The 24,013-nt window shown below is 73.1% G+C and carries 22 protein-coding genes; 17 read left to right on the top strand and 5 right to left on the bottom strand.

Translation table 11 applies throughout. The features are described 5' to 3' along the window. Positions 1-37 precede the first annotated feature (37 nt). Both ACQP1S_RS16995 and ACQP1S_RS16990 read right to left on the bottom strand, forming a co-directional pair. Positions 38-1,300: a nucleotide sugar dehydrogenase gene (locus ACQP1S_RS16995; protein ID WP_091251305.1), complete on the bottom strand. Its 1,263-nt coding sequence runs from the start codon at positions 1,298-1,300 to the stop codon at positions 38-40. A gap of 116 nt (positions 1,301-1,416) precedes the next feature. Continuing rightward, positions 1,417-2,838 (bottom strand): serine/threonine-protein kinase, encoded by a 1,422-nt coding sequence (locus ACQP1S_RS16990; RefSeq protein ID WP_091251307.1) that lies wholly within the window; start codon positions 2,836-2,838, stop codon positions 1,417-1,419. A 537-nt stretch (positions 2,839-3,375) separates the two neighbouring features. On the opposite strand from ACQP1S_RS16990, the gene ACQP1S_RS16985 reads away from it, so the two are divergent. From ACQP1S_RS16985 to ACQP1S_RS16940, 10 genes are all read left to right on the top strand, one after another. Then, the gene (locus tag ACQP1S_RS16985) at positions 3,376-3,999 is read left to right on the top strand and encodes an RNA polymerase sigma factor (RefSeq protein ID WP_357898992.1); all 624 of its coding nucleotides are present in this window, start codon (positions 3,376-3,378) and stop codon (positions 3,997-3,999) included. A 16-nt stretch (positions 4,000-4,015) separates the two neighbouring features. Next, positions 4,016-4,756 carry a hypothetical protein gene (locus ACQP1S_RS16980; RefSeq protein ID WP_432896250.1) on the top strand — a complete coding sequence of 247 codons (741 nt, stop codon included), beginning with the start codon at positions 4,016-4,018 and terminating at the stop codon, positions 4,754-4,756. Positions 4,757-4,902: 146 nt separating this feature from the next. After that, complete coding sequence (gene egtA / locus ACQP1S_RS16975) at positions 4,903-6,138, top strand: ergothioneine biosynthesis glutamate--cysteine ligase EgtA (protein ID WP_432896247.1); 1,236 nt, start codon at positions 4,903-4,905, stop codon at positions 6,136-6,138. Continuing rightward, a complete protein-coding gene (egtB, locus tag ACQP1S_RS16970) occupies positions 6,135-7,472 on the top strand; it encodes an ergothioneine biosynthesis protein EgtB (protein ID WP_432896244.1) in 1,338 nt (445 codons plus the stop codon). The genes egtA and egtB overlap by 4 nt, the downstream gene beginning before the upstream one ends. A 16-nt stretch (positions 7,473-7,488) precedes the next feature. Next, the gene (egtC, locus tag ACQP1S_RS16965) at positions 7,489-8,229 is read left to right on the top strand and encodes an ergothioneine biosynthesis protein EgtC (protein WP_432896241.1); all 741 of its coding nucleotides are present in this window, start codon (positions 7,489-7,491) and stop codon (positions 8,227-8,229) included. Between the two features lie 42 nt (positions 8,230-8,271). Beyond that, entirely contained in the window at positions 8,272-9,243 is a 972-nt protein-coding gene (gene egtD, locus ACQP1S_RS16960; RefSeq protein ID WP_432896238.1) for an L-histidine N(alpha)-methyltransferase, read from the top strand. A 286-nt stretch (positions 9,244-9,529) separates the two neighbouring features. Continuing rightward, positions 9,530-10,117, top strand: coding sequence for a TMEM165/GDT1 family protein (locus tag ACQP1S_RS16955; RefSeq protein ID WP_091251323.1), 588 nt, complete (start codon positions 9,530-9,532; stop codon positions 10,115-10,117). Positions 10,118-10,189: 72 nt separating this feature from the next. Continuing rightward, positions 10,190-10,573, top strand: coding sequence for a DUF1622 domain-containing protein (locus ACQP1S_RS16950; RefSeq protein ID WP_432908093.1), 384 nt, complete (start codon positions 10,190-10,192; stop codon positions 10,571-10,573). Continuing rightward, positions 10,570-10,986, top strand: a complete 417-nt coding sequence (locus ACQP1S_RS16945; RefSeq protein WP_432896235.1) for a hypothetical protein — start codon at positions 10,570-10,572, stop codon at positions 10,984-10,986. Before ACQP1S_RS16950 ends, ACQP1S_RS16945 begins: the two co-directional genes overlap by 4 nt. Continuing rightward, positions 10,983-11,186, top strand: a complete 204-nt coding sequence (locus tag ACQP1S_RS16940) for a hypothetical protein (RefSeq protein WP_363668408.1) — start codon at positions 10,983-10,985, stop codon at positions 11,184-11,186. The genes ACQP1S_RS16945 and ACQP1S_RS16940 overlap by 4 nt, the downstream gene beginning before the upstream one ends. Before the next feature lie 78 nt (positions 11,187-11,264). Here the strand turns inward: ACQP1S_RS16940 and ACQP1S_RS16935 are convergent, their stop codons facing one another. Next, positions 11,265-13,142 (bottom strand): polysaccharide biosynthesis protein, encoded by a 1,878-nt coding sequence (locus ACQP1S_RS16935; RefSeq protein WP_432896232.1) that lies wholly within the window; start codon positions 13,140-13,142, stop codon positions 11,265-11,267. Positions 13,143-13,330: 188 nt separating this feature from the next. Here ACQP1S_RS16935 and ACQP1S_RS16930 point away from each other — a divergent pair, with 188 nt between their 5' ends. The 4 genes from ACQP1S_RS16930 (at position 13,331) to ACQP1S_RS16915 (ending at position 18,769) form a co-directional block, all read left to right on the top strand. Further along, positions 13,331-14,788 carry a polysaccharide biosynthesis tyrosine autokinase gene (locus tag ACQP1S_RS16930; RefSeq protein ID WP_363668412.1) on the top strand — a complete coding sequence of 486 codons (1,458 nt, stop codon included), beginning with the start codon at positions 13,331-13,333 and terminating at the stop codon, positions 14,786-14,788. A gap of 222 nt (positions 14,789-15,010) precedes the next feature. Continuing rightward, complete coding sequence (locus ACQP1S_RS16925; protein WP_432896228.1) at positions 15,011-16,222, top strand: glycosyltransferase family 4 protein; 1,212 nt, start codon at positions 15,011-15,013, stop codon at positions 16,220-16,222. A 117-nt stretch (positions 16,223-16,339) separates the two neighbouring features. After that, complete coding sequence (locus ACQP1S_RS16920) at positions 16,340-18,124, top strand: DUF4012 domain-containing protein (RefSeq protein WP_432896225.1); 1,785 nt, start codon at positions 16,340-16,342, stop codon at positions 18,122-18,124. A 12-nt stretch (positions 18,125-18,136) separates the two neighbouring features. Next, the gene (locus tag ACQP1S_RS16915; protein ID WP_432896222.1) at positions 18,137-18,769 is read left to right on the top strand and encodes a hypothetical protein; all 633 of its coding nucleotides are present in this window, start codon (positions 18,137-18,139) and stop codon (positions 18,767-18,769) included. On the opposite strand, the gene ACQP1S_RS16910 is transcribed toward ACQP1S_RS16915, so the two are convergent. Then, positions 18,720-18,950, bottom strand: a complete 231-nt coding sequence (locus ACQP1S_RS16910; protein ID WP_432896219.1) for a hypothetical protein — start codon at positions 18,948-18,950, stop codon at positions 18,720-18,722. The genes ACQP1S_RS16915 and ACQP1S_RS16910 overlap by 50 nt on opposite strands. A gap of 245 nt (positions 18,951-19,195) precedes the next feature. Here ACQP1S_RS16910 and ACQP1S_RS16905 point away from each other — a divergent pair, with 245 nt between their 5' ends. The 3 genes from ACQP1S_RS16905 to ACQP1S_RS16895 all read left to right on the top strand — a co-directional run bounded on the left by ACQP1S_RS16905 (position 19,196) and on the right by ACQP1S_RS16895 (position 21,508). Beyond that, positions 19,196-19,366, top strand: coding sequence for a hypothetical protein (locus tag ACQP1S_RS16905; protein ID WP_432896216.1), 171 nt, complete (start codon positions 19,196-19,198; stop codon positions 19,364-19,366). A 547-nt stretch (positions 19,367-19,913) separates the two neighbouring features. Next, entirely contained in the window at positions 19,914-20,507 is a 594-nt protein-coding gene (locus tag ACQP1S_RS16900) for a hypothetical protein (protein WP_432896214.1), read from the top strand. A 587-nt stretch (positions 20,508-21,094) separates the two neighbouring features. Further along, positions 21,095-21,508 (top strand): protein-tyrosine phosphatase family protein, encoded by a 414-nt coding sequence (locus ACQP1S_RS16895; RefSeq protein WP_432896211.1) that lies wholly within the window; start codon positions 21,095-21,097, stop codon positions 21,506-21,508. Between the two features lie 146 nt (positions 21,509-21,654). On the opposite strand, the gene ACQP1S_RS16890 is transcribed toward ACQP1S_RS16895, so the two are convergent. After that, complete coding sequence (locus ACQP1S_RS16890; protein WP_432896208.1) at positions 21,655-23,928, bottom strand: ATP-binding cassette domain-containing protein; 2,274 nt, start codon at positions 23,926-23,928, stop codon at positions 21,655-21,657. Between the last annotated feature and the right edge of the window lie 85 nt (positions 23,929-24,013).

Below are 24,013 nucleotides of genomic sequence, written 5' to 3'. Positions count from 1 at the left end.
GCGGGTCGGCGTCGCTCGGGTGCGGCGGGACCTGCGGTCAGAGCCGTTCCACCATCTCGCCCCGGCACCGGTCCCGGGTGTCGAAGACGTACCGGGCGTGCCGGGTGACCAGGTCGTAGTCGAAGCTGTCGTGGTCGGTCACCAGGACCACCGCGTCGGCCGCGGCGATCTCCCGCTCGGTCAGGTCGACCACCACCACCCCGCCCGGGATGTGCTGCGGCTCCGCGTACGGCTCCACCGCGTGCACGTCCGCGCCGAGCGCCTGCAACCGCCGGGCCACGTCCACCGCCGGCGAGTCGCGCATGTCGCCGGTGTTCTTCTTGTACGCCAGCCCGAGCAGCAGCAGCCGTGCCCCGTTGACCGGCCGGCCGATCCGGTTCAACCCGGCCATCACCCGCTGGGCCACGTGCTCGGGCATCTGGTGGTTGATGTCGTCGGCCAACTCGATGAACCGGAACGGTCGGCCCAGGGTGCGTTTGACCTGCCAGGACAGGTAGCAAGGGTCGATCGGCAGGCAGTGCCCGCCGACCCCCGGCCCGGGGCGGAACGGCATGAAACCGAACGGCTTGGACGACGCGGCCTCGATGGCCTGCCAGGCGTCGATGCCCAGCTGGTGGGAGGCCATCGCCAGCTCGTTGATCAGCGCGATGTTGACCTGCCGGAAGGTGTTCTCGATCAGCTTGGTCAGCTCGGCGACCCGGGTGGAGTCCACCGGGACGGTCCGCTCGACCAGCCGCCGGTAGAAGCCGTCCACCCGGGCCAGCGACGCCGCGTCCACCCCGGACACCACCTTCGGGGTGTTCTCCAACCGCCAGGTGGGGTTGCCCGGGTCGATCCGTTCCGGGCTGTAGCCGAGGTGGAAGTCGCCCGGACTGCGCAGTCCGCTCGCCGCCTCCAGCAGCGGGCGGAGCAGATCCTCGGTGGTCCCCGGGTAGGTGGTCGACTCCAGCACCACCGTGCACCCCTGCCGGACGTACGGGCCGACGGCGGTGCCGGCCTGCTCGACGTAGCTCAGATCGGGCGCCCCGTCGCGCAGCGGGGTGGGCACGGTGATCACGCAGATGTCGAAACCCTCGGCGTCCGGGTACTCGGTACTCGGCCGGTACCGGCCGCTGGCCAGGGCGCGGCCGAGCCGGTCGGCCGGAATGTCCTCGACGAAGGACTCGCCGGAGGCGAGCCGCTTGACCCGGTCGGCGTCGACGTCGAGTCCGACCACGTCCAGTCCGGCTTCGACGGCGCGCATGGCCAGCGGCAGTCCGACATATCCCTGACCGATGACGACGAGCTTTTCTGCGTTCACCCGGGCTCCCTGCAAGCGTGTCCTTGCAGGGAGCCTAGATGGCGATATGGCGATCTACGCCCGTTTTGGTGTTCCTGGGGCTTCCCGGGGTTTTCCTGACGAAACGAGAGGATCGCTCAGCTGCCGGCCGGTGGCAGCCCGTCGCCGTCCCCACCACCTCCACCGCCGCCCGCGTCGGGCGTGGGCGGTGTCGTCACCGGCGGGGTGGTTCCGGCGGGGGTCGTGGGTTCCGGCGGGGTGGGTCCGGCCGGAGTCGTCGTCTCCACCGGGGTGGCCGGCGCGGAATTGGTCGGCACCGGCTGGGACGACCCGTTCGGCAGCGGCGTCGGGCTGACCGTGATCGACGGCGACGGCTTCGCGTTCTGGTTCCCCGGCCGGTTCGGTCGCTCCGGCTCGTCGGAGCCGGTCTCCTCCACGACCGTCGGGGCCGCGCTCTGCTCGGTGGGTGCCACCGCCGGCCCGGTGCTGCGGATGTTCGGCACGCCGTTGTCGAGCGACTTCGCGGCGCCCAGCGCGGCGCCCAGCGCGGTCAACGCGACCAGCACGGCGGCCAGCGCGCCGACCAGCGAGCCCCGGCGGGCCCGCCCCGACCCCGCGCCGACCACCGTCCTCGGCGTCCTGGCCGAGACGAGGCGGGGGGCGTTCGCCCCGGACGGGTCGCGCAGCGGCGGGGTCACCAGGGCGGTCATGGCGGTGGCGGTGCCGTCACCGCTCGCGGCGCGGGCGGCGGCGGCCATCTCGGCACCGGTGGCGAAGCGGTCCGCCGGATCCTTGGCCAACGCCCGCGCCACCAGGGCACGGACCGGCATCGGAATATCCGCCGGCAGCTCCGGGGGCTCGTCGTCCAGATGCCGGACGGCCACCTGGAGCGGGTTGTCCCCGGTGAAGGGTGGTTGCCCGGTCAGGCAGCAGTGCGCCACCGCGCCGAGGGCGTAGATGTCGGTAGCGGCCGAGACCGGCCGGCCGGACGCCTGCTCCGGCGCCATGTAGAGGGCGGTGCCCGGCACCGCGTTGGCGCTGGTGATGCTGGTCACATTCGCGGAGCGGGCGACGCCGAAGTCGACCAGCACCACCGTGCCGTCCTCCTGCACCAGCAGGTTGCTCGGCTTGACGTCCCGGTGCACGATCCCGCCGGCGTGCGCGGCGTGCAGGGCCTGGGCGACCTGTGCCACGACCGACATCGTCTCGGTCACGTCCAGGTGGCCGGCCGACTCGATCCGCCGCGACAGCGGCTCACCCTCGACGAACTCCATGACGAGGTAGTCGGCCCGGCTGCCGTCGTCGAGCCGGTCCTCTCCGCAGTCGAAGACCTGGACGATTCCGGGGTTGCGCAGCGCGGCCATGATCCGCGCCTCGGAGCGGAACCGGGCGATGAAGTCGGGGTCCGAGACGAGCGCCGGCAACAGCACCTTCACCGCGACCTGGCGACCGAGAACCAGGTCGGTGGCCCGCCAGACATCGCCCATGCCGCCGGTGGCGACACGTTCGTCCAGGCGGTAGCGACCGCTGAGCACGACCTCGGATGACAACACCCCCATACCGTACCCAGGGTCCTCCCGTCCGGCAGATGGCGATATCCCTTCCCGGCATTCGGGGGATGGCCCGGCAGGGAGCGTCCTGACCAGCGGTGACCGATGGTCCACTCGCTGTCACCGGCGTCCGGTCGTCGACTTCGGCCCCATTGCGCCGCTGTCCCGCTGTCCCGCTGTCCCGCTGCTCCGCTGCTCCGCTGCTCCCGGGCGTTCGCGTGAAGCGTTCGCGCCGTGATCCGTGTTACGACGACGCGCCGCCAGTGAAATTGATCTATCTCACCCTTTCCGCCTCGATGACCGCTTGCCTCCGCCGCCTCCGGCTCCTAATGTTGCCCACTCTGGCCCCGCCCCGGTGCCGGTACCGCGCCCATACCGACGCCGTACTCCCGCGGCGGTGCCGGACGGGTCACCCGGCCTCCGGTGCCGGGTGCGATCGGTCAGCGGGGGGCTGAAGGTGCGCGAGGTGGTCCGCTGGGCGGGCCGGGGCTGCGGCATGCGTCCGCCCGCCACCGGCTCGGTTCCGACGGCGGGAGCGGCGCGGCCATGACCGGGGACCTCACCGAGGCGGTCGTCGCGGCGCAGGCCGGTGACGAGGAGTCGTTCCGAATCCTCTACCGCAGCCTCCAGCCTGGTCTGCTGCGCTACCTGACCGCCCTCGTCGGCCCCGACGCCGAGGACGTGGCGTCCGAGACCTGGTTGCAGATCTCCCGGGACCTGTCCCGGTTCACCGGCGGTGAGTTCCGCGCCTGGGCGGTGACCATCGCCCGCAACCGGGCCATGGACCACCTGCGCCGCCAACGTCGCCGCCCGTCCCTCCCGGTGCCGGTGCAGGCGCTCAGTGACCTCGCCGGGGACGCCGACACCGCCGAGCGGGCCGGTGAGACGATCGGGACGGAGTCCGCGTTGGCGCTGATCGCCACCCTGCCTCCCCGGGAGGCGGAGGCGGTGCTGCTGCGGGCGGTGATCGGGCTGGACGCCGAGACCGCCGGGCGGGTGCTCGGCCGGCGGCCGGGAGCGGTCCGTACGGCCGCCCACCGGGGACTCCGCCGGCTGGCCGCGTTGCTGGAGCGTGGCGACGCGCCCCAGTCGTCCGACGACGAGCGGGTCACCCCGCCCCGACCCCGGCCGACGCCACACGCGCCCCGGGTCGAGCCGGCGGACGGCTGAGATGAGGGGAAACTGGATGAACTTCCGCCGGTCGGCCCGATCCGGCCGGACGGTGGGCCGGGCCGAGGCGGAGCGGCTGCTCGATCCGACCGGCACCCCGTCTGCCACCGACGATCCGCTCGCCCGGTTGCTGGCCGCTGCCGCCGCCCCGGCCCGGCCCGGTGAACTCGCCGGTGAGCAGGCGGCGGTCGCGGCCTTCCGGGCCGTGCGGGCCGCCGGTGTTCCCGGTCCCGCCGCGACCGGTCGACGGCGGCGACGGCTGACCACCGGCGTGGTGGCCTGGATCGCCGCGCTGGCCGCCACCGCCACCGCCGGGGTGGCCTTCGCCGCCGTCACCCGCGACCATGCCGCCGAGCGGGCGCCGGACCCCGCCCCGTCCTCCGCCACCGCCACCGCCACCGGGTCCGCGCGGCCCACCCCGCACCGGTCCGGCCCAGACCGGCGGACCCCGCCGCGGCGTTCCCCCTCCGCCCCCGGCGGCACCCCTTCCGCCCCGGGCCCGATCCCCGGCCCGGGTGGGCCGCCCGGCACCGGCAAGGTGGTCGGCCAGTGCCGGGCCTACCTGGCCATGTCGCCCGAGCAGCGGGTGAAGGCGTTGACCAGATCCGGCCTTGCCGGCCTGGTGGCCGCCGCGGGCGGGGCGGACCGGGTGGGGGCCTACTGCCGGAGCCTCGTCCCGGGGTACCCCCCGACCGGGTCCCACGCCGGTGCCGGTGTTCCGCCCGGTCCCGGCGGCGGTCCCGGCCGTAAGAACTAGTCGAAAAGGCTTCACAGAAATTTCTTGCCGTCAGGTCTGCGGGATCGGTCCGGGGGACAGAGGATGAAGGCACGGGGCCGGCCGCCACGGCCATCCCCGGACCGGCCGGCACGGCCGGATCCCGGCGTCGGGGAGGGGGCCGTCTCGTGGTGACATCGCCGGAACTGGACCGGACCAGCGTGCTCGGCGAGGTCGCTGGTGCCGCCGGCCACCTCGCCCGGATCTGCTTCAAGACCGGGCCACCCACCCTCACCGGCGTCGAACTGGAATGGACCGTCCACGACGCCGCCGACCCCGCCCGACCGTTGGACCGGGCGCGGCTCCGAGCGGCACTCGGGCCCCACAGCCCGCCCACCCTGGACGACACCAGCCCCGCCCACCCCCTCCGGCACGGCAGCACCGTGACCGTCGAGCCGGGTGGCCAGGTGGAGGTGTCCACCGCGCCGCGATCCTCGGTCGCCGCGCTGGTCTCGGCCACCCAGGCCGACATCGACGAACTCGACGCGCTGCTCGCCCGCGCCGGGCTGGTGCTCGGGCGGACGGGCATCGACCCGTGGCGGGCCCCGCGCCCGGTGGTCGACACCCCGCGCTACCGCGCGATGCGGTGCGTCTTCGACCGCCGCGGCCCGGCCGGGCAGACCATGATGTACAGCACCGCCGGCCTCCAGGTCTGCCTCGACGTCGGTGCACCGGCCGGGCTGGCCGACCGCTGGGCGGCGGTGCACGCCGTGGGGCCACCACTGGTGGCGGCCTTCGCCACCGCCGACCGGCACGCCGGCCGGCGCACCGACTGGGCGTCCGCCCGGATGGCCGCCTGGCTGGACATCGATCCGGCCCGCACCGGGCCGGTCTGGTCGGCGCAGCAGCCGGACCAGGATCCGGTCGCCGCCTGGATCGACTACGTGCTGGCCGCGCCGCTGCTCTGCCTGCGGCACGACGGCCCGGACTGGACGCCACCGCCGGGGGTCACCTTCGCCGACTGGATCGCCGGGGCGCTGCCGCACCCGCCCACCACCGACGACCTGGACTACCACGTCAGCACCCTCTTCCCGCCGGTACGCCCGCGCGGCTACCTGGAGGTCCGCTACCTCGACACCCAGCCCGGCCGGGACTGGACCATCCCCCTGGCCGTGCTGACCGCGCTGCTGCACGACGACCGCACGGTCCGGGCGGCCCGGACGATCGCCACGCCGGTGGCCGACCGCTGGCACGCCGCCGCCCGGCACGGACTGGCCGACCCGCCCCTGGCCGCGGCCGCCGCAGCCCTGCTCGACCTGGCCCGGCAGACGCTGCCGGCCCTGGACCTGCCGCCCGAGACCCATGACGAGATCGACCGCGGGATCCGCCGACGGATCGTCGCCGCGGAGAGGGGGAACCGGTGACCACCACCGAAGAACCGGGCACGGGGACCGAGCCCCTGCGCAGCCGGATCGCCGTCGAGCTGGCCCGGACCCGGGCCCGCACCGACGCGCTCACCACCGCCGTCGACGACGACGACCTGATCCGTCAGCACTCGACGCTGATGTCGCCCCTGGTCTGGGACCTCGCCCACGTGGGCAACCAGGAGGAACTCTGGCTGGTCCGCGACGTCGGCGGACGGACGCCCGTCCGGCAGGACATCGACGACCTGTACGACGCGTTCAAGCAGCCCCGCAAGGACCGGCCGGCGTTGCCGCTGCTGCCCCCGGCCGAGGCGCGGGCCTACGTGGCGACCGTCCGCGACAAGGTGCACGACCTGCTCGACGGGATCCGGTTCACCGACCGGGCGCTGGTCGCCGACGGGTTCGTCTTCGGCATGATCGTGCAGCACGAGCAGCAGCACGACGAGACCATGCTCGCCACCCACCAGCTGCGGTCCGGCCCGCCGGTGCTCGACGCGCCCCCGCCCCCCGAGCCCCGGGCGCGGGTCGCCGCCGAGGTGCTGGTGCCGGCGGGGCCGTTCACCATGGGCACCTCGACCGACCCGTGGGCGTTGGACAACGAACGGCCCGCCCACATCGTCGAGCTGCCCGCGTACGTCATCGACGCCGCGCCGGTGACCAACGGCGCGTACCGGGAGTTCCTCGCCGACGGCGGGTACGACGACCCGCGCTGGTGGAGCGCGGCCGGCTGGCGGCACCGCACCGAGGCCGGGCTGACCGCGCCGATGCACTGGCGACGAGACGGCGACGGCTGGGCCTGTCGGCGGTTCGGGCGATGGTCGCCGGTACGTGACGACGAGCCGGTGGTGCACGTCTGCTGGCACGAGGCGCAGGCGTACGCGCGCTGGGCCGGCAAGCGGTTGCCGACCGAGGCGGAGTGGGAGAAGGCGGCCCGCTGGGACCCGACGACCGGTCGGTCCCGGCGCTGGCCGTGGGGCGACGACGAGCCGACCGCCGAGCACGCCAACCTGGGGCAGCGGCACCTGTGGCCGGCGCCGGTCGGGGCCTACCCGGCAGGTGCCTCGCCGCTCGGTGTGCACCAGTTGATCGGCGACGTCTGGGAGTGGACGGCCAGCCCCTTCCACGGCCATCCCGGGTTCGCGGTGTTCCCCTATCGGGAGTATTCGGAGGTGTTCTTCGGCGGTGACTACCGGGTGCTGCGCGGTGGCTCGTTCGGCACCGACCGGTCGGCCTGCCGGGGCACCTTCCGCAACTGGGACCACCCGATCCGGCGGCAGATCTTCAGCGGCTTCCGCTGTGCCCGTGACGCCCGGCCCGAGGAGGTCCACGGGTGATCGGCGGCCCCGCCTGATGTGCCGGCACCTGGCGTACCTCGGCCCCCCGGTGACCCTGCGGGCGCTGCTGTACGACCCGCCGTACTCGCTGGTGCGGCAGTCCTGGACGCCCCGGGACATGCGCGGCGGCGGGACGGTCAACGCCGACGGCTTCGGCGTCGGCTGGTATCCCGGCACCGGGAACCCGGTGCGGTACCGGCGGTCCGGCCCGATCTGGTCCGATCCGACCCTGCCCGAGCTGGCCGGGGTGACCTTCTCCGGCGCGGTGCTGGCGGCGGTGCGCTCCGCGACGGTCGGCATGCCGGTGCAGGAGAGCGCCGCCGCGCCCTTCGCCGAGGGGCGGTGGCTGTTCAGCCACAACGGGGTGGTGCGCGGCTGGCCGGACTCGATCGTCGCGCTGGCCGGCGGGCTGCCGGTGCGGGACCTGGTCACCCTCGACGCACCGACCGACTCGGCATTGCTGTGGGCGCTGGTACGGCACCGGTTGCGGGCCGGCGCATCGGCGGCGGAGGCGGTCACCGCGACGGTGCGGGAGGTGGCCGCCGTGGCCCCGGGATCACGGTTGAACCTGCTGCTCACCGACGGGGTGTCGGTGGTGGCGAGCGTGTGGGACCACGCGCTGTCGGTGCGCGTCACCGGCGACGCGGTGCTGTTGGCCTCCGAGCCGGTGGACGACGCACCCGAGTGGCAGGAGGTGCCCGACCGGCGGTGGGTGCGGGCGGGGCCGGACGGGGTGCACCTCGGCGAGCTGGGGTGACCGGGTGGAACTGGACGATTGCGGTGCAGGAGGGGACATCTGATGAGCGCGGAACCGCTGGAGATCTATCTGCGGGAGCGGGACCTCGACCGGGCCCTGCGGTCCGATGTGCGGACCGGCCTGGCCGCCGACCCGAAGTGGCTGCCACCGAAGTGGTTCTACGACGCCCGGGGCAGTGAGTTGTTCGAGGAGATCACCCGACTGCCGGAGTACTACCCGACCCGGGCGGAACGGGTGGTGCTCGCCGAGCGGGCGGCCGAGGTGGCCGCGTCGACCGGGGCGAAGACGCTGATCGAGCTGGGCTCGGGTTCGTCGGAGAAGACCCGGCTGCTGCTGGACGCGTTCACCCGGCACGGCGGGCTGGGCACCTTCGTGCCGCTGGACGTGTCGGTGAGCGCGCTGCGGCAGTCCACCGCGCAGATCGCCACCGACTACCCGGCGCTGCGGGTCCGCGGCATCGTCGGTGACTTCACCCGTCACCTGGACCGGCTGCCGACCGGTGGCGGGCGGCTGGTGGTCTTCCTGGGCGGCACCATCGGCAATCTGCTGCCGGCCGAGCGGGCCGGCTTCCTGGCCGCCATGCGGGCGGCCCTGGAACCGGGCGATCACCTGCTGATCGGCACCGACCTGGTCAAGGACCCGGCGGTGATCGTGCCGGCCTACGACGACGCGGCCGGGGTGACCGCCGAGTTCAACCGCAACGTGCTCCGGGTGATCAACCGGGAGTTGGCCGCCGACTTCGATCCGGACGCGTTCGCCCATGTGGCCCGCTGGGACCCCGAACAGGAGTGGATCGAGATGCGGCTGCGGGCCCGCCGGCCCATGCGGGTGCGGGTCGGTGCGCTCGATCTGACGGTCGACTTCGCCGCCGACGAGGAGTTGCGCACGGAGGTGTCGGCGAAGTTCCGGCCAGCGGGAATCGCGGCGGAGCTGACGGCGGCCGGCTTCCGGCCGACGCAGTTCTGGACCGACCCGGACGGCCTGTTCGGGGTGACGCTGGCCCAGGCGGCCTGACCCGCGCCGGCTGTTCCGGGTGACGCCAGCCCGGAGCAGCCCGGCCCGCGCCGCCGACGGATGGTCGACGAGGTGCACCCGGCCACCCCGGCGGGCGGGACGGTCGGCTAGGCTGGCAGCCGCGAAGGGGAGTAGCCCCCAATGTCGTGGTCGACATACTGGTGTGTTCCGCACCCGGCCACGCGGCCCCACCTCACGGTGAGGCGGGCGAGACCTTCGACTCAGGCTGTCACAGCCGGGTCGAGGGCGCCCCACACCTCCTCCCGGCCTGATCGGGAAGGTTCTCATGGACGGTTTCCTCGTCGCGCTGGTGGTCAGCTTCGGCGTCATCTTCGTCGCCGAGCTGGGGGACAAATCCCAGCTCATGGCGCTCACGTTCGCCACCCGGTTCAAGACGGTCCCGGTGCTGATCGGCATCACCGTCGCCACCGCGATCGTGCACCTGGCGTCGGTGGCCATCGGGGTCGGCCTGAACGCCGCGTTGCCCACCGAATGGATCTCCCTGGTCGCCGGCCTGGCGTTCCTCGGCTTCGGCGCCTGGACGCTGCGCGGGGACAAGCTCACCGACGAGGAGAAGCGCAAGGCGGAGAAGACCGGCAAGTCTGCCATCTTCGCCGTCGGTGTCGCGTTCTTCCTGGCCGAGCTGGGCGACAAGACGATGCTCGCCACCATCACCCTGGCCACCAAGTACGGCTGGTTCGGCACCTGGCTCGGCTCGACCCTCGGCATGGTGGCCGCCGACGCCCTGGCCATCCTGGTCGGCCGGCTGCTCGGCCGCCACCTGCCGGAGCGGACCATCCGGTACGGCGCGGCGGTGCTCTTCGCCATCTGCGGCCTGTGGTTGATCCTGGAGGCGGTGCGGGAGCTGTCCTGACGACCGACTAGCTGATCCGGGGGCGGGTAACGCCTCCCGGTGAGGGTGGACGAGTTGCTGCGCGACGGCGACATGGTCGTGGTGGGGGTGGTGGAGACCCTCGGCGCGACGGTGATCGTCGTCGGTGCGCTCTGGGCGGCGCTGCGGTTCGTGGTCGAGGGGCTGCGACACCACAGCGCCGCCGTGTTCACCCCGATCCGACTCTCCCTCGGCCGGTTCCTCACCCTCGGCCTGGAGTTCCAGTTGGCGGCGGACATCCTGCGTACCGCGGTGTCACCGACCTTCGCCCAGCTCGGTCAGCTGGCCGCGATCGCCACCATCCGGACCGCGCTGAACGTCGTCCTCCGCCGGGAGATCGTCCAGGAGCAGCGGCAGGTGCGCGCCGACGCGGACGCCGGTGGTCGCGCACACCCCGGCCTGCCGACCGGGAGCGGGCGCGGCGGGTCGCCCGGATGAGCGGCGTCGCGATCCTCCTCGCCACCGTGGTGAGCGCGCTCGCCCTCGGTGTCGGTGGGGTGGTGTTGCTGACCGTCCGGTCCTGGCGGACCGCCCTGCAGGTGCTGCTCGAACTGCTGGTTGCCGCTGGTCTGCTCCGGCTGGTGGGCGGGCGGAGCTGGCCGGCGTTGGCGACGGCGGCGGCGGTCATCGCGCTGCGCCGGCTGCTCTGGGCCGGCCTGGGCACGCCGTCATCCCCGCCACCACCGAGCACCGACCCGTCGACGACCACCGACCCGTCGACGACCACCGACCCGTCGACGACCACCGACCCGTCGCTGACTACCGACCCCCGAGGGTGGGTAAGCCGATCACACCCCCACCGGGGGCCAGCAGGGCACGAACAGCATGTGACGGGAAGGATTCCCCTATGAGCCGGCACGACGAGCCGAACGAGTACGGCTTCGCGGGCGGGGCCACCGCCCCGCAGCCCCCGGCGGGCGGTCGCCCCGACGAACAGGATCTGGCCGAGGCGGTCGCGGTGCCGGGCGACGACCTGACCGAGCCGGTCGTCGAGGCGCTGGAGGAGACCGAACCGGACGAGCGGGACCGCGCGGCGCACCGACGTCGTTGACCGGTCACCACCGTCCGCCCGGCGGCCCCACCTGTGGGACGGCACCGGGCGGACGGTGGGCTCAGGCGGACGGTGGGCTCAGCGGGGTGAGGGCAGCGTCGAGAGCCGGGCGGCGTCGCCGAGCCGGGCGGGGTCGTCGTCGCAGCACGCCGCCAATCGCTTGATCAACTCTTCCGGGTCGCCGTACGGGTCGAGTCCGGTCAGCTCCGCCGGGGCCAGCGCGGGCACCCGTACGTGGGAGATGAGCGGGTGCAGCGGACGGCTGTCGATCTCGTCGACGCCGAACAGGTCCTCGTGCAACTTCTCCCCGGGGCGTAGGCCGGTGTAGACGATCTCGGGCGGCGGGGACGCCTCGGCGGCCAACCGCTGGGCCACCTCGGCGATGCGGACCGGCTCGCCCATGTCCAGCACCAACGCCTCGCCGCCCCGGCCCACCACGGCGGCCTGGAGCACCAGGTGCACCGCCTCCTGCACGGTCATGAAGTACCGGGTCACGTCCGGGTGGGTCACGGTGATCGGGAGTCCGGCCCGGACCTGGGCCTGGAAGGCGGTGAGCACCGAACCGCGGCTGCTGAGCACGTTACCGAAGCGGACGCTGAGGAACGCCGCGCCGTACCGGTCGGCGTAGTGCGCCATCAGCCGCTCGGTGATCCGCTTGGAGTAGCCGAGCACGCTGATCGGGTTGGCCGCCTTGTCGGTGGAGATGTTCACGAACTCGGCGACGTCGCGGCACGCCTCCAGCACGTTCAGGGTGCCCTGGACGTTGGTCTTGACCGCCTCGCCCGGATGCCGTTGCAGCAGCGTGAGGTGCTTGAGGGCGGCGGCGTGGAAGACGATGTCGGGCCGCCGGTCGGCGATCACCCGGGCGATGCCGGCACCGTCACGGATGTCGGCGAGGATCAGCTCCGGCCCGTCCAGCAGCGCCCGGCCGTGCAGGGACATCTGCAGTGCGTGCAACGCGGACTCGTCCCGGTCCAGCATCATCAGCTCACCGGGATCACAGCGGGCGATCTGCCGGCACAGCTCCGAGCCGATCGAGCCACCGGCCCCGGTGACCAGGACCCGGCGTCCGGCCAGCCCGTTGCGCTCCACGGTCAGTTCGGCCACCCGTTGGGCCCGGCCGAGCAGGTCGGTGAGTTGCAGGTCGCGTACGGCGTTGGCGGTGACCGGGCGGTCCAGCAGTTCCCGTACGGGCGGGAGGACCTTGAACGCGGCACCGGCCTGCAGGGTGCGACTGCGGACGTCGCGCATCAACGCCGCGTCCGAGCCGTTGATCGAGAAGATCACCGTGCCGGCCCGGGTGTCCCGGACCGCCTGGACCAACTGTTTCCGGCCGCCGAGCACGCGGAGCCCGGCCATCCGTAGCCCCTGTTTGTCGGGGTCGTCGTCGAGCAGCCCCACCGGCAGGTATCCGCTGGTCGGGTCGCCGAGCAGCACCCGGGCCAGGCGTTCGCTGGCCGCGTCGACCCCGTAGATGAGGGTCCGGTCGGCCGAGCGGGCCGGTCGGGCGTCCCGGTCGCGTCGCCACCGGTAGGTGACCCGGCCGGCCCCCATCAGCAGCAGCGCGACGGCGGCACCGAGGACCGGCACGCTGGCCGGGATCGGTCGTTCGGTCATCGGTAGCAGCGCGGCCAGCGCCACGGCGGCGGCCAGCACCACCGTCCCACCCAGGTCGCGGGCCTCGCCGACGCTGCCGACCGGATGCCGGCCACGGGCGGTGAACCGTACCTGTTCGAACGCCGCGTGGATGACCGCGCACACGCCGGCGGCCCCGAGGGCGAGCGCGCACTGCCGGGGCGTGATGCCGAACTCGTAGCGGGCCCAGGAGGCGATCAGGAAGCCCGCGCACCAGGAAGCGGTGTCGAGCGTTAGCAAGGACAGGGCCTTCGCGCGTCGGGTGACCCAATCGCGCCGCTGGAGGGGGTCGTCGTCGGGCAGGGGGTCTACGTGGCTCATTGGCGTCCTCTGCGTTTTGTTTCGTTATTGCGAGGATTCGGCACTGCGGAGAGGTTTGCATCGTATACGTTGTTTTTACTGCCTAACGGGCTACTTGATGGGTTTAGACACTCTCATGCGCTTATAGGAACCTAGGGAGACTTCGTGCTTTTTCACCAGCTGGTCGTTCCGCCGGAACGGAGGGTGTGATGGACGTCCGCACCTGCCTGCGCCTGGTCCGCCGACACTGGTGGATCGTCCTGGTCACGCTGATGCTCACGGTCGGCTCGGCGGCGTTGGTCACGGTCCGTACGGCACCCCGCTACGTGGCCTCGGTGACCTTCTTCGTCACCGCCCCCAACCAGGGCGTCAGCAACGCCTACCAGGGCGAACTCTTCCTCCAGCAGCGCGTGAAGTCCTACGCCGACCTGCTACGCAGTGACCGTCTGGCGCAGGCCATGGTCGCGGAGACCTCCCTCGGCCTGACCGCCGACGACGTCCAGCGGCAGGTCGCCACCTCGACCGAACCGGGCACCGTGCTGCTCCGCGCCACCGTCACCGACACCGACCAGGCCCGGGCCATGAAGGTCACCGAGGCCCTCTCGGCGAAGTTCGTCGAGCTGGTCAAGAAGATCGAGACCACCTCGGACGGCAAGGCCGGGCCCACCCGGATCGAGGTGGTCGGTGGCCCCCGGGTCAGCTCCAGCCCGGTCTCCCCGCAGCCCAATCGCAACCTCGCCCTCGGGGTCCTGGTCGGACTCCTGCTCGGCGTGGCGCTCGCTGTGCTGCGCGGCATGGTCGACGTGCGGCTGCGCGACGCCGCCGGCCTGCAACGGGCCACCGGTAGCCCGCTGCTCGGCGACATCCCCTTCGATCCGGGTGCCAAGGCGGCACCGTTGATCGTGGGGGAGGCGGCCACCTCGGCCCGCGCGGAGGCGGTCCGGAAGTTGCGGACCAACCTGCGTTTCGTGGACGTGCACGAGCCCGCCCGGGTGATCGCGGTGACCAGTGCGTTGCAGGGGGAGGGGAAGACGACCCTGTCCTGCAACCTGGCGATCGCGCTGGCCGAGGCGGGTTGGCGGGTGTTGCTGGTCGACGCCGACCTGCGTCGCCCCAAGGTCGCCGACTACCTCGGGGTCGACGGCGGCGTGGGCCTCACCGACGTGCTCGTCGGCGACGTCCAGGTCGGCGACGTGGTGCAGCGCTGGGGTGACAAGTCGCTGCTGGTGCTGCCCAGCGGGTCGACCCCGCCGAACCCGAGCGAACTGCTGGGTTCGAAGGCGATGGCGGATCTGCTGCTCGCCCTCCGCGAGTCCGCCGACATCGTGGTGATCGACACCGCGCCGCTGCTGGCCGTCACCGACGGCGTGGTGGTCGCCGTGCAGGCCGACGGCGCGTTGCTGGTCACCCAGCAGGGGCGCACCTCACGCGCCCAGGCCGCCGCGGCGGCCCGCTCGCTGCACTCCGTGTCGGTGCGGCTGCTCGGTTGCGTGCTCAACATGGCCAAGGTGGCCCGCGCGGACGCCTACCAGTACGAGGCGTACCGGATCGCCACCACTGCGGGGCCGTCGGTCCCGGCCGACCGTGCCACCGCCGCCCAGCGCGGCGACCAGGGACTGCCCCCCGTCGGCGACCGGACGCAGGAACTCACCCGGCTGCCGCGATGAGCGCAGCTCCGGGTCCGGCCGTGCCGCCCTCGGGCGGGCCGGCGACGGCAGCACGCGGATCCTCCGCGTCGGGGGCGGCGGTTCGCCGCCGCCCCCGGCGCGGGCCGACGAGCGCGTGCGCCGGCCGGCCGGCGGACGACCCGGCATCGGCGGTACGCGCAGGATGCGCCGCGGTCACCGCCCGGCACGGGTGGGGACGACCTCGGGCGGGGGAGCGCGGCGATGAAGGTCGGGATCCTGTCGTACCACTTCCCGCCGGAGCCGGCGTTCATCCCCGGCAGCCTCGCCGAGGAGTTGGCCCGGCGCGGACACGAGGTGCGGGTGCTGACCGGCTTTCCGGACTATCCCGGTGGCCAGGTCTATCCGGGCTGGCGGCAGCGTTGGCGGCACCTGACCCACAGCGAGCGGTTGACGGTGCGCCGGGTGCCCCGCTATGCCGGCGGGGACGCCTCGCCCGCCGCCCGGATGGCCGGCTATCTCTCCTTCGCCGGCAGTGCCGCGCTGGCGGGCCGGCGCTACCTGGCCGACGTCGACGTGCTGTACGTCTTCCAGTTCCCCGCGACCACCTTCGCCACCGCCGGGTTGCTGCGGCTGCTCGGCCGGGTGCCCACCGTCCTGCACGTGCAGGATCTCTGGACCGGGGAGGTCGCCCCGGGGGCGGCCGCGCAGGACCGGCCCGGCCGGATCGCCAGCACCATGCGACGGGTGCTGCGTGAGGCCGACGCGGTGGCGGTGACCGCCCCGTCCATGCGGGACCTGGTGGTCGCGGGCGGGGTGGCCGAGGCGCGGGTGCGCACGGTGCTCAACTGGACCGACGAGCGGATCTTCCAACCCGTGCGCCCCGGGCGGGACGCCTGGGCGCTGGTGCGCCGGGACGCCCGCTGCGTGGTGATGCACGCCGGCACGATCGGCGTACGCCAGGGCCTGGAGACCGCGGTACGGGCGGCGGCGGCGCTCGACGACCGGATGGATCTGGTGCTGGTCGGCTCCGGGGCGCAGGAACGGCGGGTCCGGGGGCTCGCCACCGAGTTGGGTGCCGACAACGTCCGCTTCCTCGCGCGGCGGTCCCCGCTGGACATGCCCGAGCTGTACGCCGCCGCCGATTACCAGCTGGTGACCCTGCGTGACCTTCCCGAGCTGCACGGGACGGTGCCGAGCAAGGTGCAGTCCGCGCTGGCCTGCGCCGCCCCGATGGTGGTCTCCGCCGGTGGTGACACCGCGGCCCTGGTGGAGCGGGCGCGGGCCGGGCTGTCCTGCCCGCCCGAGGACTGGGCCGCGCTGGCCGACCGGTTCTGGCTGGCCACCACGATCCCGCCGCCGGCACGGGTCGAGATGGGTCGGCGGGGGCGGGAGACGTACCTGCGGGAGATGTCGTTGCGGGCCGGGGTGGACCGGATCGAGGCGCTGCTGGGGGAGATCGCGGCCGGCCACTGACGAGCGGATGCCCCGGGCGTCGACCCCTTAAAGGCCCGTAATGGCATCAGAGTGCTGCCAATCATGCTAGAAAACTCACTAATGGTCATATCGCCCGAGGCGAGAGCGGAGTACGGCGTGGGGGAGAGCGGCGGGTCGCGCAGCGGCCGACGAAGACTGCGGCGGCGGACCCGGCGGCGAATCCGGCGGGCCCTGTTGATCGGGTTGGTCGTCGGGTCGGTGCTGTTCGGCGCGGCCGGCTGGGTGGGGTTCCGCGGCTGGCAGGCGCGTGCCCACCTGGTCAACGCGGCCGGGCTCGCCAGGGAGCTGAGCACCCAGGTGCTCGGCGGTGACCTCGACCGTGCCCAGCGCACGCTGGCGGCGTTGCAGGAGCAGGCCGGCGCGGCCAGGACCGCCACCGGCGATCCCGGCTGGGGGCTCGCCCGGCACGTCCCGTACGCCGGCGACGACGTGGCGGCCGTCCGGACCATCGCGGTGGCCATCGACGACCTGGCCCGGCAGGCGTTCCCGGCGCTGCTGCGCACCGACCTGACCACGCTGGTGCCGACCGAGGGGCGGCTGGACCTGGCCCGGCTGCGGGCCGCCTCGGCGGACCTGACCGCGGCGGACGCCGCCGTCCGCAGGTCCCGGGCCGGTCTCGATGCGGTGCCCGCCGAGGACCTGGTCAGCCAGCTCGGCACGGCGTTGGCGCAGTTGCGTACGGAGATCGACCGGCTGGCCGGACTGACCGGGGCGGCCGACCGGGGCGCCCGGGTGCTGCCCGCCCTGCTCGGGGCGGACGGGCCGCGCAGTTACCTGCTGCTGTCGCAGAACCTCGCCGAACTGCGCGCCACCGGTGGCATGTTCGGCGCGTACGCGGTGATCCACGCCGACGACGGGCGGATCCGGATGCGCGAGCAGGGGACCAGCGCCCAGCTCGGTCGCTTCACCCCGGCGCTGCGGGTCGACGACGAGGTACGCCGGATCTACACCGACCTGCCGGGCATCTATCCGGCCGACGTCAACCTCACGCCGCACTTCCCGACCGCGGCGAAGCTCTACCGGGAGATGTACCGACGGCACAGCGGCGTGACCGTCGACGGGGTCCTGACGGTCGACCCGGTGATGCTGTCCTACCTGCTCCAGGCCACCGGGCCGGTCTCGGTGCCGGGCGACGCCACCCTGGTCAGCAGCCAGGTGGTGCGCACCCTGCTCAGCGACGCCTACCAGGGACGGGACGACAACGGGCAGGACGCCTTCTTCGCCGCGTCCGCGTCCGCCGTCTTCGACGCCTTCCTCACGAAGAAGGTCAACCCAAGAGTGCTTTTGTCGGCTTTAGACCGCTCCATCACGGAAAGGCGGATACTGTTCTGGAGTGCCCGATCCACGGAACAGCGGACGTTCGCCGACACCCGGCTCGCTGGTGCGCTCCCTGAACAGGAGTCCGTACCGACCGTCGGGGTCTTCCTCAACGACGGCAGCGGCGCCAAGCTCGGCTACTACCTGCGGCCGGCGGCGACCCTCACCGTCGGCGACTGCGCCGACGAGGGGCGGCGGCAGCTCCGGCTGCGGTTCACCCTGCACTCCTCGGCCCCCGACTCGGGTCTCACCAAGTCGGTGCTCGGCCTCGGCAAGGCCGGTGACCCGTACACCGCCCGGACCCTGATCTCCATCTACAGCCCGGCCGGCGGGACGGTGCTCGGCGCCCGCCTGGACGGCAAACCGACCCCGCTGGGCAGCGGGATCGAGCGTCGTCGGCAGGTCGTCATAGCCACCGTCGACGTCGCCCCGGGGGCCACCCGGACCCTCGATGTGGACCTGCTGACCGGCAGGAACACCACCGGGACCCCAGAAATCTGGCACACACCGACCGCCACCCCATGGACCACCCAAGTAGTTCCCGCACCTAGCTGCAAACAGTAGGAGGAGACCATCATGCGGCTATCCCGCATTCTCATGGCGCTGACGGTCGGTCTGGCCATCGTGGCCGTGCCGACCGCCGCGGGGGCTGCTCAGCCGCAGCCACCCGCCACCACCAGCACCCCGCAGCCGCCACCGGACTATCCGCCCGCCACGCCGTCGCTGACGGCCAACCCGACGACGATCACCATCGGCGAGACGGTGGTCCTCACCGGCACCGGCTTCGGACCGAACGAGATCGTCGACATCGACGTCACCGTGGCGCCCCTCGCCGCGGCCGTTCCGGGGCAGGCGCCGGCCCGGCGCAGCGACGGCACCACCGTCGCCATGGTGAAGGTCGACTATTCGCAGCCCCAGCCCGCGCCGCGGCACTTCACGGCGCAGACCGACGCGAACGGCAACTTCACCGTGAGCTACCGGCCGAGCGACATCGGGCGGATCACCTTCACCGCGACCGGGCGCACCTCGGGCCGTACGGCCAGCACGACGATCACCGTGCTGCCGAAGAGGAAGCCGCACCTGCCGGTGACCGGTGACAACCTGGGCACGCCGCTGAAGGTCGGCGGCGTGCTGGTCGGCGCCGGTGTGGTGCTGATGCTCACCGCCTTCGGCTGGCGTCGTCGCCAGCGGTTCGGCATGACCCGCTGACCCGGATCACACCGGTACGCACAGGTGCCCGTCGGACCATCGGTCCGGCGGGCACCTGCCGTCGGTGCGCGTTGCGGTCCAACGCGCTCACCGCCATCCCGGCGGCATCGGCCGCCTTGCCCGGCGCGAACTTCACCCCGGCCCGGCCGAGGATGCGTACCGCCTCCGGGGTGGCCGGCATGTCCCTTCCGGTCCCGGTGCGGCCTCGTCGCCACACCGTCGTCGGTGTGCGCCACCGACCGCCCCCGGATACGGATCGTCACCCCCGTCCGGTTCACTGGAGGGGTGGACGAGTTGATCTGAAACGCCGCCCGGTCCGCCCGCGCCTGGCTGGACGCCGCCAACGGCACCGACCAGACCGAGCTGACCTGCCGAATCCTCAAACTCACCGAGGAGGCCGGCGAGGCGGCCGGGGCGTGGATCGGTGTGCTCGGCCAGAACCCCCGCAAGGGTGTGACGCACAGTCACGAAGAGGTGGCCGCCGAGCTGGCCGACGTGGTGTTCACCGCGCTGGTCGCCATCGAGAGTCTGGGTCTGGACGCCCGCTCGGTGGTGACCGCGTGCGCGGCGAAGGTCGAGTCCCGGATCGCCCAGTGACGCCTTCGGCACCCGACGGACGGTTCGGTGTCGTGGGGTGCGCGTCGATTGTCCGGCGTCGTCCGGTCCGCCCCCGGTCGCCGTGACCGGCGGCACCCCCGGGCCGGAATCCGGGCCGGCCCGGCGGCGTTACACCCTGCGTACGACCGCAGCAGCGTACCGACCGGCCACCCGGTCCGCCTCCGCCCCCGGCATGATGTCACCGCCACCGGCGGAATGATGGTGGGCCGAAGGTCGTTACACCTGGCCGGTGCCGCGAGCCCTCCGGCCGCGCCCCGGGATACGGTCCGCACCTCCGGGGAATGGCCCCGGGACGCCGGTCGTTACACCTGACCCCGGCCCGAGCGGCCCCCCGGCCTGCGGCAACCGCGCCCTGCGCGGCCCCGCGACAGTGGCAGGACCGGCCAACATCGCCGGAGAACACCCGATCTCTTTCCCCCGTGTTGAGCGCCCCGACGTGGTGCCCACGCCCTCCGAGCCTGTCCCCCCGACAGGCACCCCGACCCCCGGTCGGGACAAGGGCGTCAACCCCCCGAAGGAGCCCCCCATGAACACCACCATCCTGCGTAAGACCGCTCTCGGCATCGCCGGCCTCGCCTTCACCGGCGGCATCCTCGCCGGCCCCGCCACCCACGCCCACGCCACCACCGACACCCGCCCGGTCGCCGTGACCGTCCAGGCCGACAAGCCGGCGGTGGACAAGGGCAAGCTGATCCCGCACGGCGTGCAGGGCGACCAGTCCCGCATCGACCTGAACGACGAGCAGACCGGCAACGTCAAGGCGATCATCGCCGCGACCAAGAAGTCGGGCCTGGACGAGCGGGCCGCCGTCGTCTCCATCGCCACCGCGTTGCAGGAGTCGAAGCTGGAGAACCTCGGCCACCTGGGCGACCGTAACGACCACGACTCGCAGGGCCTGTTCCAGCAGCGCCCGTCGTCCGGTTGGGGCACCGTGGAGCAGATCACCGACCCCGAGTACGCCACCACCGCGTTCCTCAAGGGCCTCAAGCAGGTCGACGGCTGGCAGGACATGCCCCTGACCAAGGCCGCCCAGACCGTCCAGGTCTCGGCGTACCCCGACCACTACGCCCAGTGGGAGCAGCAGGCCGCCGACCTGGTCGCCAAGCACTGGAACAGCTGACCCGTACCCCGCACATGACGCCGTTGGCCGGCACCCCACACCCGGGGTGCCGGCCAACACCATGTCCGCCGACCGCCGACCGCCGACCGCCGACCGCCGACCGCCGACCGCCGACCGATCGGCAGGTGGCCATGCCGGCAGGTGGCCATGCCGGCGGACCGGAAGGTCGGCGGAAGCGGCCGAAGATCGTGGAGAGTTGTTGCTGCCCAGGCACCACAACTCTCCACGTCAAGGCGCACGTCAGCTTTGTGGACCCTCGTCCTCAGCGCCGCTGTCGTGGCCGGCAGCGGGCGGCGACCTCGGCCAGCCCGGTGTCGTGGTGGGCCGGTGCCGTGGTGGGGCGGACAGCGGGCAGTGACGGGGGTCACTGGAGGACGGGGAAGGAGCCCGGGGGGTCCCGCGTTGTGCAGGGCGTCGGTGTGTTCGGTGTCCCCGGGCCTCACCTGAAATGCCGTCGCGGAGTTCCGTTCGGCTGGAGCCGCGTTGCGCCACGCGCCGAGAGGCGACCCGCACATCGACACGCGCCGCCCCCGACCCACCAGGGTCGGGGGCGGCGCGCTGCGTGCGTACCGGGCAGAATCACGGGTGTGGACTGGTCCAGCTCGACCGGCGTGGTCACCCTGCCCAGCGGTGCGACCGTGCGCGGGCGACGGGTGGCCGACGTGGTGTCGCCCGCCGACTTCGCCCTGATCCTGGCGCCCGGCCCGGCCCCGGCCTGGCCCTACCGGCAGATCCGGTGGCCCGACTTCTGGCTGCCCCTCGACCGCGCGGATGCCCTGGACGCGCTCCGCGAGGCACTGCGCCGCGCGCACGACGGTGGCCGGGTGGAGGTGGCCTGCCGGGGCGGGATCGGCCGGACCGGCACCGCCCTCGCCGCCCTGGCGATCCTCGACGGGCTGCCGGCCCGGCAGGCGGTGGGCTGGGTCCGCGACCGCTACCACCCGAAGGCCGTGGAGACCCCCTGGCAGCGGGCCTGGCTGCGGCGGCTCCCCGACCGCTGACCGCTCGCCCCGGCCCGGCGGGACCGCTCGCCCCAGCCCGGCAGGACCGGTCCCGCCTGCCGGCCCGCGCGACCGGTCCTGCCTGCCGGCCGGGCGACGACGACCGACGCCGCCGCCCGGCCGGGCCGAACTGCGCGACCGGTCGGCTACCGGGGTGCGACGTACTCGCGCAGGTGGCGGGCGGTCAGGGTGTCACCGCGCGCGACCAGGTCGGCGGGGGTGCCGGTGAAGACGACCCGGCCACCGTCGTGCCCGGCGCCCGGGCCCAGGTCGATGATCCAGTCCGCGTGCGCCATCACCGCCTGGTGGTGCTCGATGACGACCACCGTGTTGCCCGCGTCGACCAGCCGGTCCAGCAGTGCCAGGAGTTGGTCCACGTCGGCCAGGTGCAGCCCGGTGGTCGGCTCGTCCAGCACGTAGGTGGCGGCCTTCTCGGCCATGTGCACGGCCAGCTTGAGTCGCTGGCGTTCCCCGCCGGAGAGGGTGGTCAGCGGCTGCCCCAGGGTGAGGTAGCCGAGACCGACCTCGGCCAGTCGGTCGAGCACGACCCGGGCCGGCCCGGACGGGAAGAACTCCCGGGCCTCGGTCACCGACATGCCGAGCACCTCGCTGATGTTCCGGCCGCGCAGCGTGTATCCCAGCACCTCGGGGGTGTAGCGACGCCCCTCGCACGCCTCGCAGACGGTGGCGACGGCGGCCATCGTGGCCAGGTCGGTGTAGACCAGCCCGATCCCCTTGCAGGTCGGGCAGGCGCCCTCGGAGTTGGCGCTGAACAGCGCGGCCTTCACCCCGTTGGCGCGGGCGAACGCGGTGCGGATCGGGTCGAGCAGGCCGGTCCAGGTCGCCGGGTTGCTGCGTCGGGAGCCCCGGATGGCGGACTGGTCGACCACCACGACCCCGTCCCGACGGGGCAGCGAGCCGTGGATCAGTGAACTCTTGCCCGAGCCGGCCACGCCGGTGACCACGGTCAGCACCCCCAGTGGCAGGTCCACGTCGACGTCGCGCAGGTTGTGCAGGTCGGCCCCCCGGATCGGCAGGTGACCGGTGGGTGTGCGGACGGCCGTCCGCAGGGTGACCCGGTGGTCGAGGTGCCGGCCGGTCAGCGTGTCGGAGCGCCGCAGCCCGGCCACGTCGCCGGTGTAGCAGATCCGGCCGCCGGCCGTGCCGGCTCCCGGGCCGAGGTCGACCACGTGGTCGGCGATCGCGATGGTCTCCGGCTTGTGCTCCACGACCAGCACCGTGTTGCCCTTGTCGCGCAGCCGCAGCAGCAGGTCGTTCATCCGGGTGATGTCGTGCGGGTGCAGCCCCACCGTCGGCTCGTCGAAGACGTACGTCACGTCGGAGAGGCTGGACCCGAGGTGACGGACCATCTTCACCCGCTGCGCCTCGCCGCCGGAGAGGGTGCCCGACTCCCGGTCCAGGCTGAGGTAGCCCAACCCGATCTCCACCAGCGAGTCCAGGGTGTCGCGCAGGTCGGCCACCAGCGGCGCCACCGACGGGGCGTCGATCCCGCCGATGAACTGCGCCAGGTCGCTGATCTGCAGGGCCGCGCACTCGGCGATGGTGCGTCCGGCGATCTTCGACGACCGGGCCGCCTCGTTGAGCCGGGCCCCGCCGCACGCGGCGCAGGTGGTGAAGGTGACCGCCCGGTCCACGAACGAGCGGATGTGCGACTGCATGGACTCGCGGTCCTTGGCCAGGTAGAGCCGGCGGACCTTCACCACCAGACCCTCGTACGTCCAGTTGTTGGCCCCCACCTTGATCTTCGTGGCCGGCTTGTGCAGGAAGTCCGCCCACTGCTGCGCGGTGAAGTCCTGGAGTTTGACGTCCGGGTCGAACAGGCCGGAACCGACGATGGTCTGCCAGTACCAGGAGTCGACGGCGAAGTTCGGCACCAGGATCGCCCCGTCGTTGAGCGAGCGTTCCACGTCCACCATGGCCGACACGTCCAGGTCGGAGACCCGGCCCAGCCCCTCACAGGCCGGGCACATGCCCTCGGCGAGGTTGAAGCTGAACGCCCCGGCCCCGCCGACGTGCGGCTCGCCGAGCCGGCTGAACAGGATCCGCAGCATCGCGTACGCGTCGGTCGCGGTGCCCACGGTGGAGCGGGAGTTGGCCCCCATCCGTTCCTGGTCGACCACGATCGCCGGGGTCAGGTTTCGCAGGGAGTCGACGTCGGGCCGGGACAGGTTCGGCATGAACGACTGGAGGAAGGCACTGTACGTCTCGTTGATCAGCCGGCGGGACTCGGCGGCGACGGTGCCGAACACCAGGGACGACTTCCCCGAACCGGAGACCCCGGTGAAGACGGTGAGCCGCCGCTTGGGTATGTCGACGGAGACGCCGGTGAGGTTGTTCTCCCGGGCCCCGCGTACCTCGATCACGTCGTGGTGGTCGGCGGACTTCGCTGATTGCTCCATACCTTCGATTTTCTCATTCATGATCTCATTGAGACTTTCGTCGGCGCTCACCGCGTGGGCTAGGGGAGCGCTGGGCGGAAAGTCT

This window comes from Micromonospora matsumotoense (assembly GCF_050951065.1).
In the GTDB taxonomy this organism is placed as follows: Bacteria; Actinomycetota; Actinomycetes; order Mycobacteriales; family Micromonosporaceae; genus Micromonospora; species Micromonospora matsumotoensis.
Note: the sequence above shows the minus strand (reverse complement) of the source record. Positions and strands in the feature narration are given on the sequence as shown.

What these genes read in the sequence shown, in the direction of transcription:
- ACQP1S_RS16915 (WP_432896222.1), top strand. Translation starts at nt 18,137, where the DNA reads ATGCGGCTATCCCGCATTCTCATGGCGCTGACGGTCGGTCTGGCCATC.
- ACQP1S_RS16910 (WP_432896219.1), bottom strand. Translation starts at nt 18,950, where the DNA reads ATGCCGGCCACCCCGGAGGCGGTACGCATCCTCGGCCGGGCCGGGGTG.
- egtD (WP_432896238.1), top strand. Translation starts at nt 8,272, where the DNA reads ATGAGCGCGGAACCGCTGGAGATCTATCTGCGGGAGCGGGACCTCGAC.
- ACQP1S_RS16930 (WP_363668412.1), top strand. Translation starts at nt 13,331, where the DNA reads ATGGACGTCCGCACCTGCCTGCGCCTGGTCCGCCGACACTGGTGGATC.
- ACQP1S_RS16935 (WP_432896232.1), bottom strand. Translation starts at nt 13,142, where the DNA reads ATGAGCCACGTAGACCCCCTGCCCGACGACGACCCCCTCCAGCGGCGC.
- egtC (WP_432896241.1), top strand. Translation starts at nt 7,489, where the DNA reads ATGTGCCGGCACCTGGCGTACCTCGGCCCCCCGGTGACCCTGCGGGCG.
- ACQP1S_RS16925 (WP_432896228.1), top strand. Translation starts at nt 15,011, where the DNA reads ATGAAGGTCGGGATCCTGTCGTACCACTTCCCGCCGGAGCCGGCGTTC.
- ACQP1S_RS16985 (WP_357898992.1), top strand. Translation starts at nt 3,376, where the DNA reads ATGACCGGGGACCTCACCGAGGCGGTCGTCGCGGCGCAGGCCGGTGAC.
- ACQP1S_RS16890 (WP_432896208.1), bottom strand. Translation starts at nt 23,928, where the DNA reads ATGGAGCAATCAGCGAAGTCCGCCGACCACCACGACGTGATCGAGGTA.
- ACQP1S_RS16940 (WP_363668408.1), top strand. Translation starts at nt 10,983, where the DNA reads ATGAGCCGGCACGACGAGCCGAACGAGTACGGCTTCGCGGGCGGGGCC.
- ACQP1S_RS16945 (WP_432896235.1), top strand. Translation starts at nt 10,570, where the DNA reads ATGAGCGGCGTCGCGATCCTCCTCGCCACCGTGGTGAGCGCGCTCGCC.
- ACQP1S_RS16980 (WP_432896250.1), top strand. Translation starts at nt 4,016, where the DNA reads ATGAACTTCCGCCGGTCGGCCCGATCCGGCCGGACGGTGGGCCGGGCC.
- ACQP1S_RS16955 (WP_091251323.1), top strand. Translation starts at nt 9,530, where the DNA reads ATGGACGGTTTCCTCGTCGCGCTGGTGGTCAGCTTCGGCGTCATCTTC.
- ACQP1S_RS16990 (WP_091251307.1), bottom strand. Translation starts at nt 2,838, where the DNA reads ATGGGGGTGTTGTCATCCGAGGTCGTGCTCAGCGGTCGCTACCGCCTG.
- ACQP1S_RS16900 (WP_432896214.1), top strand. Translation starts at nt 19,914, where the DNA reads ATGAACACCACCATCCTGCGTAAGACCGCTCTCGGCATCGCCGGCCTC.
- ACQP1S_RS16950 (WP_432908093.1), top strand. Translation starts at nt 10,190, where the DNA reads ATGGTCGTGGTGGGGGTGGTGGAGACCCTCGGCGCGACGGTGATCGTC.